At 69.0% G+C, this 11,961-nt stretch carries 14 protein-coding genes; 8 read left to right on the top strand and 6 right to left on the bottom strand.

Translation table 11 applies throughout. The annotated features are described in order from the left end of the window. The 3 genes from V6M56_RS21795 to V6M56_RS21805 form a co-directional block, all read right to left on the bottom strand. Positions 1-275, bottom strand: a 275-nt coding sequence (locus tag V6M56_RS21795) for a ribose-phosphate pyrophosphokinase-like domain-containing protein (protein ID WP_332687013.1), incomplete at its 3' end; no start/stop codon positions are given. Between the two features lie 175 nt (positions 276-450). Then, positions 451-990, bottom strand: coding sequence for a hypothetical protein (locus tag V6M56_RS21800; RefSeq protein WP_332687015.1), 540 nt, complete (start codon positions 988-990; stop codon positions 451-453). A 191-nt stretch (positions 991-1,181) separates the two neighbouring features. Beyond that, complete coding sequence (locus V6M56_RS21805; protein WP_332687017.1) at positions 1,182-2,333, bottom strand: M24 family metallopeptidase; 1,152 nt, start codon at positions 2,331-2,333, stop codon at positions 1,182-1,184. A 197-nt stretch (positions 2,334-2,530) separates the two neighbouring features. Between V6M56_RS21805 and V6M56_RS21810 the strand changes: the two genes are divergently transcribed. The 6 genes from V6M56_RS21810 (at position 2,531) to V6M56_RS21835 (ending at position 7,806) form a co-directional block, all read left to right on the top strand. Continuing rightward, the gene (locus V6M56_RS21810) at positions 2,531-2,785 is read left to right on the top strand and encodes an accessory factor UbiK family protein (RefSeq protein WP_332687019.1); all 255 of its coding nucleotides are present in this window, start codon (positions 2,531-2,533) and stop codon (positions 2,783-2,785) included. A gap of 294 nt (positions 2,786-3,079) precedes the next feature. Next, entirely contained in the window at positions 3,080-3,586 is a 507-nt protein-coding gene (locus V6M56_RS21815) for a type III secretion system chaperone family protein (RefSeq protein ID WP_332687021.1), read from the top strand. 148 nt (positions 3,587-3,734) lie between these two features. Then, positions 3,735-4,550, top strand: a complete 816-nt coding sequence (gene proC / locus V6M56_RS21820) for a pyrroline-5-carboxylate reductase (protein WP_332687023.1) — start codon at positions 3,735-3,737, stop codon at positions 4,548-4,550. 65 nt (positions 4,551-4,615) lie between these two features. Beyond that, entirely contained in the window at positions 4,616-5,356 is a 741-nt protein-coding gene (locus V6M56_RS21825) for a TetR/AcrR family transcriptional regulator (protein ID WP_332687025.1), read from the top strand. A 117-nt stretch (positions 5,357-5,473) separates the two neighbouring features. Next, positions 5,474-7,450, top strand: coding sequence for a methyl-accepting chemotaxis protein (locus tag V6M56_RS21830; protein ID WP_332687027.1), 1,977 nt, complete (start codon positions 5,474-5,476; stop codon positions 7,448-7,450). Further along, positions 7,447-7,806, top strand: a complete 360-nt coding sequence (locus tag V6M56_RS21835) for a tRNA-binding protein (RefSeq protein ID WP_332687029.1) — start codon at positions 7,447-7,449, stop codon at positions 7,804-7,806. The genes V6M56_RS21830 and V6M56_RS21835 overlap by 4 nt, the downstream gene beginning before the upstream one ends. Positions 7,807-7,852: 46 nt before the next feature. Here V6M56_RS21835 and V6M56_RS21840 read toward each other — a convergent pair whose 3' ends face one another. Together V6M56_RS21840 and V6M56_RS21845 are read right to left on the bottom strand one after the other, a co-directional pair. Beyond that, positions 7,853-8,707 carry a pyridoxamine 5'-phosphate oxidase family protein gene (locus tag V6M56_RS21840; RefSeq protein ID WP_332687031.1) on the bottom strand — a complete coding sequence of 285 codons (855 nt, stop codon included), beginning with the start codon at positions 8,705-8,707 and terminating at the stop codon, positions 7,853-7,855. A 91-nt stretch (positions 8,708-8,798) separates the two neighbouring features. Beyond that, on the bottom strand, positions 8,799-9,422 hold the full coding sequence (locus V6M56_RS21845) for a glutathione S-transferase family protein (protein ID WP_332687033.1): 624 nt from the start codon (positions 9,420-9,422) through the stop codon (positions 8,799-8,801). 63 nt (positions 9,423-9,485) lie between these two features. On the opposite strand from V6M56_RS21845, the gene V6M56_RS21850 reads away from it, so the two are divergent. Further along, complete coding sequence (locus tag V6M56_RS21850; protein WP_332687035.1) at positions 9,486-10,427, top strand: LysR family transcriptional regulator; 942 nt, start codon at positions 9,486-9,488, stop codon at positions 10,425-10,427. Between the two features lie 14 nt (positions 10,428-10,441). On the opposite strand, the gene V6M56_RS21855 is transcribed toward V6M56_RS21850, so the two are convergent. Then, a complete protein-coding gene (locus V6M56_RS21855; protein ID WP_332687037.1) occupies positions 10,442-11,365 on the bottom strand; it encodes a transcriptional regulator GcvA in 924 nt (307 codons plus the stop codon). A 104-nt stretch (positions 11,366-11,469) separates the two neighbouring features. On the opposite strand from V6M56_RS21855, the gene V6M56_RS21860 reads away from it, so the two are divergent. Next, positions 11,470-11,694: a DUF1127 domain-containing protein gene (locus tag V6M56_RS21860; protein ID WP_332687039.1), complete on the top strand. Its 225-nt coding sequence runs from the start codon at positions 11,470-11,472 to the stop codon at positions 11,692-11,694. The last annotated feature ends 267 nt before the right edge of the window (positions 11,695-11,961 follow it).

Consider the following 11,961-nt stretch of genomic DNA (forward strand, 5'->3'; position numbering starts at 1 on the left):
TAGGGGATCACCGCCGTGATGCGCCTGGCCGAGGAACGGCGCAGCGCGTCGGTGATGATCAGCAGTTCCATCAGGTGGTCATTGGTCGGGAACGAGGTCGACTGGATTATGAAGACATCCTGGCCGCGGACGTTCTCCTGAATCTCGACGAAGACCTCCATGTCGGCGAAGCGCCGGACCGAAGCCTTGGCGAGCGGGATGCCGAGCGAGGCGCAGATCGCCTCGGCAAGCGGTCGGTTGGAATTGCCGGCGACGACTTTGATCGAGGAATTCATGCCGGGCGCACCAAAAACGCAGACGGGGTGGAGCCGCCCGGGGACGGTTCAGTTGCGAAGGGCTCATAACAGCGTGATGACGCCGAGTCGACCGACGACGCGGTCGATTGCCATGCAAAACCTGCTCCGTCGCAAGAGTGTGGCCGAACGGCCGCTCGGTGCGTCGAAGGCCGGCCTAGCGGCGCTTTTCGGGGGCGGCCTGCGCCGTCCGGGTCTTGCTCTTGGTGTCCGGCTTGGCCTCCGCCGCCGGGGCGGTGGTGAGGAAACCGGCGATCGCATCCATCGAATCGGAGGCCGCCTTGGCGACGATGGTTTGGTCGATGCCGGCCCAGGGATCGGCGCCGCCGCCGCGTCGGCCGAGGCTCTCGCCCTGGACGCGCTGCGCCCGCTTCTTGCTCTCGTCATAGACGTCCCAGACGAAGGCGAGCGCGGTCTGGCCGTCGGCGGTGGGCTGCGCGGTGAGGTAGCCGCGGACGCGGAAGCGGGCGGGCTTGTCGCCGGGCACGATCTCCATCTTGCGCTCGGCCGCCGCTTCGCCGAGCAGCCCGGCGAAGGCGGTCGTCACCTGATCGGGGGCGCCGGAAATGCTCTGCACCGAGACCGGCACGCCAGGCGCATCGACCCGCGGCCGCGCCGCCGTCGTGGTTTCCTGGCAGCTTGCGAGCGCAAGCGCGACGATGGACCCCAGGACGGGGCTGTAGTTGCGAACCGACATGTTGCCTCCCGCCCTGCTTGTTGTCGGGCTTGGATTGCTGGTCTTCCCTGCGGCGCTGGTTCTAGATCATGTCGCCGAAAAGTGGAATGCACTTTTCGGATCACGACATGTCTAACTCCTTGATGGGAGACGGATTCGGCTATCGGGCGGAAGCGCCTTGCGATTCCGCCCGATAGCATCCGGCTCCAGGCCTAACGCAGCGCCAGGTCCAGATCGGGCAGGTTGAGGGCCTCGGCGCCGGTCTCGCCGACGAGATAGGTCCGGCCCAGGCACATCGCCGTCTCGCTTTCCGAATCCATCAGGATCATGTGAGCGAACATCACCATGCCGGCCTCGAGCGGCCAGTCATTGGCCTCGTAGAACATCGGCCAGTCCATCCAGGACGGCGTGAACTTGGCGCCGAGCGAGTAGCCGCAGGCGTTGAGCCGGTGGCTCGACAGGCCATGCGCATCGAAGCTGTAGGCATGGGCGGCGAAGACGTCGCCGGCGGTGTTGCCGGGCTTCAGCGCCGCCTCGCAGGCGAGCAGCGCCGCCTTGGCCGCCTCGTGATAGCGCAGATGCAGCGGGCGCGGCCGGCCGACCACGACGGTGCGCATGATCGCGGCATGGTAGTGGCGGTCGACGCCGGCGAATTCGAGGGTGATCTGGTCGTCGGCGTCGAGCTTGCGGCGGCCGGCCTTGTAGCGGCAGAGCAGCGCGTCGCGGCCCGAGCCGATGATGAACTCGTTGCCCGGATAGTCGCCGCCGCCCGAGAAGATGGCGTTGTGCTGGGCGGCGAGGATGTCGCCCTCGTCAGCGCCGGCGCGGATCAGGTCGAGCGCGGCCCTGTCGGCGGCGTCGGACAAGGCCGCCGCCCGGCGGACATGGACGATCTCCTCCGGCGACTTCACGGCCCGCAGCCGCGTCACCAGCACCGAGGCGTCGAGCAGTTCACTGATACCGGCGAAGGCGGCCTCGAGCTTGCGGCCGTTCGAGGCGACAAGGCCGTAGGATTCGAACTCGACGCCGATGCGCTTGCCGGCGAGCCCGAGATCGCGCGCCAGATCCAGCAGGTCACGGGCCGGGTTGGCGTCGCGGCCGTCCTTCCAGACCCGGATGTCGGAGAGGTTGGAGGTGTGCTGCGCCTGGCGCAGATCGGCGGAGCGGGTCAGCAGCGCCATGGTGCCGTCGGCCTTCACCACCAGGCACTGGAAGAAGCAGAAGCCGAAAGTGTCGTAGCCGCTGAGCCAGAACATCGATTCCTGCTGGAACAGGAAGGCGGCGTCGAGCCGTTCGCGTGCCATGGCGGAGAGCAGCGCCTCGCGGCGGCGGGCGAACTCGGCGGAGGAGAAATGCAGGGCCATGGCAGGAGACCGTCCGGGTTGCGAGGCGCTTCCGGCATAGCGCGCGCCGGCCGCCATTGCGAGCGCGACGGGGTTTGACCGGCTGGCCCGGCAATGATCTGGAGCATCGCGGCCAGCGCCGCGATTGCGCCGCGCCCGCTCCTTCGCCATATCTCCGGTTCAGGGCGCGCAGGGCGCCGCTTCGCCGGAGGCCTCCGATGGTCAGCACCAGCAACCGCATCCTCGACGATATCGCCCGCCTCGCCACCGACGCGGCCGGCGCAGCCCAGGGCGTGCGCCGCGAGGTCGAGACCGTGGTCAAGACCCAGATCGAGCGGCTGCTGCGCGACATGGACGTGGTCACCCGCGAGGAGTTCGAGGCCGTGCGCGAGATGGCGCTGCTGGCGCGCGAGGAGAACGACAAGCTCGCCGCCCGGCTCGCCGCGCTCGAAGGCAAGCCTGCGAAGGACTGAACTGCACCCCTCGCATGGCTCGCGCTGTGGACAGCGCCGCGAGGGGATTGAGCCGGCGGTCGAATCCGCAGAGCCTGCATCGCGTGTTGGGCGCGTTGACCGGCCTGCGCTATCGTCGATGAAGAGAGGTGATTCGTCGGCAGGCTTCGTCTTGCGGAGCTTTCCGATGAACCGGCGGTCGCTTGCGGCCGTTTCAGTCGGGTTGTGTGCCTTACGCTTTTCCCGTCGCCGTGTTCCTGTTCTCAAACGCGTCGGACCTGCCTTGGGCAGGGCGCCGGCAGTTGGACCCTGGGCATGATGGACCTTGACCTGGATGCCGAAAGCGATCGGCCTTCCAATCCTCTCGATCTGATTGAACGCCTTGCCGCCCTCAACCACTGGAGCTTCGACCGGGACAGCGACGACGAGCTCTCCGTCGCCGTCACCGGAGGCTGGGCGGATTACCACGTCGCGATCACCTGGCTCTCGGAAGTGGAGTCGATCCACGTCGCCTGCGCCTTTGACCTGCGGGTGCCCGACCGGCGCCGGACCGAGGTGCTGAACCTGGTGAGCCTGGTCAACGAGCAGCTCTGGCTCGGCCATTTCGACCTGTGGAGCACTGAGAACGTTGTGATGTATCGCCACGCGCTGCTGCTCTCGGGTGGGGCCGAGCCGACCGAGGAGCAGGCGGCCGGGCTGATCAAGGCGGCGATCGACGCCTGCGAACGCTATTTCCAGGCGTTCCAGTTCGTCGTCTGGGCCGGAAAGAGCGCCCGCGAGGGGCTCGAAGGGGCGCTGCTGGAGACCGCCGGCGAGGCGTGAAGGTCTGCCGGCGCCGCGCCCGGGCTTGACCCGGGCGCCTTCCTGCGCGTCATGGTCGGGCTTGACCCGGCCATCTCACGACAGCGATTCTCGGGTCTCCGCTTCGCTGCGCCCGAGAATGACGCGCGGCATCGACAAGAGAGACGCCATGTCCAGCCAGCTTCCGCAATCCCTCGTGCTCGTCGGCGCCGGCAAGATGGGCGGCGCCATGCTTGAGGGCTGGCTGCGGATCGGCATGAAGGGAGCGGGGATCACCCTGGTCGACCCGCATATCGGCGAGGCGATGTCGGCGCTCGCCGCCGCCGAGGGCATGGCGGTCAATCCGTCGTCGGTCGCCGCCGCCGAGGTCGTGGTGCTGGCGACCAAGCCGCAGATGCTCGACACCGCAGCCCCCTCGGTGCAGGCGCTGATCGGGCCGCGGACCCTGCTGATCTCGATCCTCGCCGGCAAGACGCTCGGTGACCTCGCGCAGCGCCTGCCCAATGCCGGGGCGATCGTGCGCGCCATGCCGAACCTGCCGGCCTCGGTGCAGCGCGGCGTCACGGCGGCCGCTGCCGGCCCCGGCGTCAGCGCCGCCCAGCGCGAGATGACCGATGCCCTGCTCGGCAGCATCGGCAAGGTCGAATGGCTGGCCGATGAGGGGCTGATCGACGCCGTCACCGCCGTCTCGGGCTCGGGGCCGGCCTATGTCTTCCATCTGGTCGAATGCCTCGCCGCTGCCGGCGCGGCCGCCGGCCTGCCGGCCGATCTCGCCGGGCGGCTGGCCCGGGCAACCGTCGAGGGCGCCGGCGAGATGCTCTTCCAGTCGGAGCTGCCGCCGGGGACCTTGCGCCAGAACGTCACCTCGCCGGGCGGGACGACCGCCGCGGCGCTCGAAGTGCTGATGGCCGAGGACGGCATGCCGCCGCTGATGCGGCGCGCCGTCGCTGCCGCCAAACGTCGCGCCGAGGAGCTTTCGGGCTGAGCGGCCTTTCAACCGGCGGCGGCGGGGCCTAGCTTCAAGGTATCGGCACGCGACAGGAGAACCCGATGGCGCGCAAACCCGCTTCCCCCGCAGCCGAGTCGGCCGCTTCCAAGCCCGGCGCTGCTAGACCCGATCCGCGTCGCGCCGTGGTCGATGCGCTGTTCCGGCTGGCGGCGAACCGCCACTGGGACGAGATCGAGCTGCCCGACATCGCCCGCGAGGCCGGGCTGTCGCTGGCCGAGATGCGTGGCCTGTTTCCCTCGAAGCTCGCCATTCTCGGCGGCCTCGCACGCATTGCCGACGAGGCCGTGCTGGCCGGCAGCTCGGACGACCTCATGGAGGAATCCTACAAGGAGCGGGTCTTCGACCTGGTGATGCGGCGCCTCGATGCGCTTGCGCCCTACAAGGCCGGGCTGCGCGCCGTGATGCCGGTGCTGCGGCGCGATCCGCTGGCCCTGGCGGCGCTCGGCCGCAACGCGGTGAATTCCTGGCGCTACATGCTGGCCTCGGCCGGGATTCCGACCGAGGACAGTCTCGGTGCCGTGCGTGTCCGGGGCGCGGTGCTCCTGATGAGCCGCGTCGCCGAGACCTGGCTGGTGGATGACGAACCGGAATTGTCGCGGACCATGGCGAAGCTCGACCGCGAGCTGAAATCGGCCGGCCGGATCATGGCTCGCGTCGAGGACGTGCACCGGCTGACCGCGCCGCTGCGCGGCTTCGCAAGGGCGCTCTGCGGCGGGCGGCGCGAGAGCCGCAGGGAACGCCTGCGCAGCGAGGAGGGCGACGGTTACGCGGCGGCGATCTGAGCCGATGCCTGGCTCCGGGACGGATTTCCGCAATCATGGCCAAACCGTGACAACGTTAAGCGGCTCTTAGCCATTTCTCGCGAATGTGCGGAATCTCTCCTCCCGAGGCCCCCGCACATGTCGTTTCTGAAGAATATCGCCTCCCTGTCGATCGGCCGCTCATTCGGCCTGATTGCGATCCTGTCGGCCGTCATCGCCATTGTCAGTGTCGCCGTGACTCTGACTCAGGCGCGTGTCGACATGATCGACCTGAAGCGCACCGAGGTGAAGAACACGGTCGAGGCCGCGGCTTCGACGGTGAACGCCTATCTGGCGCGGGTCGAGAAGGGCGAGCTCAAGGAGGCCGAGGCACAGAAGCTGGCGCTCGACGCCATCGCCAATGCCCGCTTCGACAACGGCAACTACGTGTTCGTCATCCGCTTCGACGGGGTCAACATCGCCCATGCGAACCCGAAGCTGGTCGGCACCGACATGTTGGCCTTCAAGGACACGAACAACAAGTTCTTCGTCAAGGATCTGGTCGAGGTCGGCAAGACCGAGGGCGCCGGCTTCGTCGACTATTTCTGGCTGAAGATCGGGGACAAGGACCCCTCGCTGAAGATCTCCTATGTCGTCGGGGTGCCGAAATGGCAGTGGGCCATCGGCACCGGCATGCACGCCGACAGCGTCGACGCCGCCTTCGCCGGCATGATGCGGGACGTCGCGGTCGTGCTCGTGCCGCTCGCCCTCCTGATGTTCGGTCTGGTCTTCTATCTCAGCCGCCGCGCCTCGCGCATGCTGACCGGCCTGTCGGACAATATGAGCGCGCTCGCCGCGGGTGATCTTGAGGTCGCGATCGACAATCAGGAGCGCCGGGACGAGGTCGGCAGCATGGCGCGCGCCTTGGTCGTCTTCCGCGACGGCGCCTTGATGAAGCAGCAGGTCGAGGCCGAGAAGGTCCAGGCCGAGGCCGAGGCCGGCGAGCAGCGCCGCGCCGCCGACACCCAGCGCAGCCTCAACGAGGCGCAGCGCGGCGAGGAAGCACAGAAGCAGGCGGTCGTGGTCGAGGCGCTGGGCGCCGGCCTGGAGCGCCTGACCGAGGGCGACCTGACCTATCGCATCGAGGTCGCCTTCAGCGCCGAATACGCCAAGCTGAAGCAGGACTTCAACACGGCCATCGCCCAGCTCGAAGAGACGATGCGGCAGATCGCCACCAACACCGAGAGCATGAAGGCCGGCGCCGGCGAGATCAGCCAGGCGGCCGACGACCTCGCCAGCCGCACCGAGCAGCAGGCCTCCTCGGTCGAGGAGACCGCAACCGCGCTCGACCAGCTGACCGCGACGGTGCGCCAGACCGCAGAGGGCGCCCGCCAGGCGAGCCAGGCCACGACCCAGGTCAAGGGTGAGGCCGAACAGTCCGGCCAGATCGTCCGCGATGCGGTCGCGGCGATGAGCGGCATCGAGAAATCCTCCGACGAGATCTCGCAGATCGTCGGCGTCATCGACGAGATCGCCTTCCAGACCAACCTGCTCGCCCTCAATGCCAGCGTCGAGGCCGCCCGTGCCGGCGATGCCGGCAAGGGCTTCGCCGTCGTCGCTTCCGAGGTCCGTGCGCTCGCCCAGCGCTCCGCCGACGCGGCCAAGGAGATCAAGGGGCTGATCACCGCCTCCTCGGTCGAGGTCGAGAAGGGCGTCGCCCTGGTCGGCCAGACCGGAACCGCGCTGGAGCGGATGTCCGGCGAGATCACCCGCGCCACCTCGCTCGTCGCCGAGATCGCCTCGGCCGCACAGGAGCAGGCGACCGGGCTGCAGGAGGTCAACACCGCGGTCAACGAGATGGACCAGGCGACGCAGCAGAACGCGGCGATGGCCGAGCAGTCGACTGCCGCCTCGCAGGCCCTGGCGCAGGAGGCCGATCGCCTCGCCGCGCTGGTCTCGCGCTTCAAGCTCGGCGGCGACGTGATTGCGCTCAAGGCGATGGCGACCCGGATGGCGCAGGCCGCTGCGCCGGCGCCGCGCCCGGCGCGGGCCGCTGCTCCCGCGGCGAGCCATGGCAATGCGGCGCCGCGCAAGCTGGCGGCCGGCGGCAATGATCGCGGCTGGGAGGAGTTTTGAGCAACGCCTCCGAGCCCGCCGCGCCGATCGGCTTCGAGGATTTCCTCAAGGTCGACATCCGCGTCGGCACGATCGTCGAGGCCGCGCCTTTTCCCGAGGCGCGCAAGCCGGCGATCAAGCTCGTCATCGAGTTCGGCGGCGCCATCGGCCGCAGGAAATCGTCGGCGCAGATCACCAGGCACTACCGGCCCGAGGATCTTCCGGGTCGGCAGGTGCTGGCGGTGGTCAATTTCCCGCCGCGCCAGATCGGCAAGTTCATGTCGGAAGTGCTGGTTTTGGGCATGCCGGATGCCGATGGCGAGGTCGTGCTGATCGGCCCGAGCCTTGCCGTGCCGGATGGCGGGCGGCTCTACTGAGCCGTCAGGGCACGCGTCGACCAGTTTGCTGGGCAATCTGGTCGGATCATGCGTTTTCTATCCATAGTTTAGAGCCGGCGGCGCCTGCCTCGCGCCGCCAGATCCCGGTGGCGAGCGTCGTCGGTGCCGGCTCGGGCGCCGACCAGCGCAGCGGCAGCGCCGCCCGGCGCCGCCAGCCGCGCCCGACCCGGCAACGCCAGAGCCGCTGCGCTCCCGGTAGCTCCAGCACCTCCGGCCCGTCCCAGAGAATCTCGGTCTCGCCCTGGAGCTGGAGAACGTCGCCGGTGGCGAAGTCGACGAAGAGCAGGCTGGCGGCCGGCTCCAGCAGCAGGTTGCCGAGCGTGTTGAAATAGTTGTTGCCGGCGAAATCGGGGATGGTCAGCCGGTCCCCCTCGACCGCGACGAAGCCGGGCCGGCCGCCACGATGCGAGATGTCGACGCCGCCGGCGGAAGCGCTGGCGATGAAAAGCGTGTCGGAGCGCGCGATCAATGTGCTCGCAGCCTCGTCGAGCCCGGAGAGTTCCTCCGCCGGAACGGCTCGGCCTGGCACGCGCGCCGGCTCGCGGCTCTGGATGTATTTGGCGCAGTTTCCGAAGCTCTCCGCCACGGCGACGGTCAGGCCGCCGGCGCTGCGCGCGGTGATCGTGCCATTGGCGCGGTTGCGCCGGCGAGTGCGGAAATCCAGCCCGAGCAGCCCGACCGGGGCGCCGGCCGCGAAGGCTGCGTCGGCAGGGTCCTCGGCGGCCGGCAGCGCCGCGATGGCGAGCTCCGTCGGCGAGGGGCTGGTGACGAAACCCTCGTCGCCGGCCAGCACGGTCGCGATCGGATGGCCCCCGGCATCGCGTCCGGCCGCGAAGAGACAGGGCAGCAGCGCGAAGAAATTGCGATGCTGGTCGGGCATGAAACTGCGGATACCGGTTCCCCGCGAACTGAGGCCGGCGCGAGCCTGCGCCGCGAGCTCGCCTTGGTGAAAGGCTGACCCGTCCATCGCGTCAGGCCTTTGCGGGAATGGGCGAGCGCCGCATCGGCTTGAAGAAGGGCAGGGCCTCGACCCGGGCGATCCAGCCGTTCACGGCGGGATAGGGGGCGAGGGGAATGCCGCCCTCCGGCGCATGCGCGACATAGGAATAGCAGGCGAGATCGGCGAGCGTCGGGTGGTCGGCGGCGAGGAAGGCGCGCCCCTGCAGGTGGCCGTCCATGAAGGCGAGCAGGCGCGCCGCGATTCGCTGCGCCCGCTCCGGGTCGTCCTGGAACTTGAACTGGGCGATGAGCCGCGCGATCGACGGCCCGTGCATGACCTCGCCGGCCGCGATCGAGAGCCAGCGCTGGACCTGCGCCGCGGCGACCGGATCGGCCGGCAGCCAGTCGCTCTCAGGCGCATGGCGTCTCACCAGATAGACCATGATGGCGTTGCTGTCGGCGAGGGTGAGCGCGCCATCCTGCAGCACCGGGATCTGGCCGAGCGGGTTGAGGGCGCGAAAAGCCTCGCCACGCCGGATATCGGCCGGGGCGTCGGCGAAGTCGAAATCGAGACCGAGCGCCCGCAGGAGCAGCTCGACGCGATGGGTGTGGCCGGACAGGGCGGTGCCGTGCAGGACGATGCGGGAGCTGGACATGGAAAACCTCGCTGTTGCGAGAGCAATCTGATTGTTTCATCAGGAGAGCGAAAGCGGGTAAGGTTGCAACTCAGAATTCCATTCGGAGCAATCGAGCTGGACCGCCTCGACGAGCTTTCCATCTTCATCGCGATCATCGATACGGGCAGCCTGGCCGGCGCGGCGCGGCAGCTCCGGCGTTCGCGTCCCGCTGTGACGCGGGCGCTCGCGGCACTGGAAAAGCGCGCCGGCGTGAGCCTGATCGCGCGCACGACGCGGCAGCTGATGGCGACCGAGGCCGGCCGCGAACTGGCGGGTTCGGCGCGGCGCATCCTTGCCGAATATGAGGCCTCGCTATCGGGCGTCGCCGGCGCGCCGGTACGCGGCCTGCTGCGGATCACGGCGCCGCTCGCCTTCGGCCGGCGCCATGTCACGCCGATCGTCGCCGAATTCCTCGACCTCCATCCCGAGGCCCAGATCGAGCTCACGCTGGCAGACCGCAATCTCGACCTGATCGAGGAAGGGCTCGATCTTGCGGTCCGGATCGGGGCGCTGCCGAGTTCGCGGCTGGTCGTCCGCAAGGTCGGCGAGGTCCGCCGCGTGCTGGTCGCGGCGCCGGAATATCTCGAGCGCCGCGGTGTGCCGAAGCGGCCGGCCGATCTTTCGGGCCATGACACCATCGCCAGCATCGCAGCCGGGCAGACGATGCACTGGCGCTTTGCGGGCGGTGGCCGCGGCGCGGGCGTGGCGGTGACGCCGCGGCTGATCGTCAACGAGGTCGAGTCGGCGTTGATCGCGGCGCGTTCGGGGCGCGGCGTGGCGCGGGCGCTGTCCTACCAGGTCGCGCCAGACCTTGTGGCCGGCACGCTCATCCGGGTGCTGCGCGAATGGGAGCCGCCGCCCTTGCCGGTCCAGCTCGTCGTGCCGGGCGGCCAGCCCGTGGCGCCGAAGCTGCGCGCCTTCCTCGACCATGCGGCGGCGCGGCTGCTGCGCCTGCCGGTGATCCGGCCGGAGCCTGCCGGCTGAGCTCGCCGCCGGTTTCAGTGCTGGTCCAGGTGAGCCGCGGCCTCATCGCGTATCCAGTTCCGGAAGGCTGCGATCGCCGGCCGATCCGCCGATGCCTCGGGGCAGACCACATAATACTGGTGGGAGCTCTTCACCTGATGCGGGAACGGCCGGACGAGGCGGCCGGCGTCGAGATAGTCGCCGATCAGCGCACTCGTCGCCAAAGCGATGCCCTGACCGGAGGAGGCGGCCTGCAACGCCAGGAAGGTGTGCGAGAAGCGCGGGCCATGGCTCGCGTCGATATCGTCGACGCCCGCCAGAGCGAGCCATTGCACCCAGGTGACGTAGTCGGGAATCCCTTCCGCGATCTCGTGCAGCAAGGTGTGATGGCGCAAATCCGCGGGCTGGCGCAGCGGGCGCGCCGGGTCGTTGAGGAGCGACGCGCTGCAGACCGGAAAGAAGTTCTCCTCCATCAGCAGTTCGGAGCGCAGGCCTTGATAGGTGCCGCGCCCGTAGCGGACGGCGACATCGACATCCTCGCGGGTGAAGTCGGTGAGACTGAGCGAGACCGAGATGCGCACTTCCAGCTCGGGGTGGCGTTCCTTGAGCGAGCCGAGCCTCGGGATCAGCCAGCTCAGGGCGAAGCTCGGCATCGTGCTGACCGTCAGGACGTTCGACGTATCGGGCCGTAGGGCCCGCGCCGTGGCTTCGTCGAGCTGGTCGAGCAATTGCGCGATCGAGGCGGCATAGCGCTGTCCGATGCCCGTCAGCGCCACGCCCTTGCTCGGCAGCCGGACGAAGAGAGGCCGCCGGAGCCAGGTCTCGAGCGATTTCACCTGCTGCCCGACCGCGCTGGCGGTGACGGCAAGCTCGTCTCCCGCCCGCTCGAAGTTGAGATGCCGCGCAGCCGCCTCGAAGGCGCGCAGCGAGGTCAGCGGCGGCAGGTGGCGACGGGGCATCGGCAGGCCAAGTCCAGCTTGGGCGGAGGCGAAGAAGTTCTCATTTGCTTGCGGCCCGGGCAAGCCCCAGATTCATGGCAAGAAACGCATCATAGGAGGCCGCCATGCCGGCCAGCATCGCCACAGAAAATCTTTCCCCCGCCGCCGCGCCGCGCGCGGTCCATGGGCTGCCCGGCCTGTTCCTTCGCTTCGAGGATTGGCTGGCGGAGCGGGCGAGTGCGCGAGCGCTCTATCGCATGGACGATCTGGCGCTGTCGGACATGGCGCTGTCGCGCAGCGATGTCGAGCGCGTGAACCAGTCGGCTCGCTGGGCCTTCTGGCGGCAGTAACGGCAGGCAGGCGGGCTCTACCGGCATCGCGCCGTCATTCCAGATGGGCTGAAAGGCCTGACCCGGAACCGATGGACACGGCTTGCCCGCAAGAGTTCCGTCATTGCGAGCGCAGCGAAGCAATCCAGGAGGGCTCGCACGGCCGCCCCTGGATTGCTTCGTCGCTGACGCTCCTCGCAATGACGTTGGAGGCGCGCCGTTTCCATGGCTTCTGGGCTCAGGCCTGCGGCCTGCCCCGGAAATGACGGCGCGAGTCGCAAGGTCGGT

Origin of the sequence: Allobosea sp., assembly GCF_036675845.1 — a bacterium.
GTDB lineage: Bacteria > Pseudomonadota > Alphaproteobacteria > Rhizobiales > Beijerinckiaceae > Allobosea.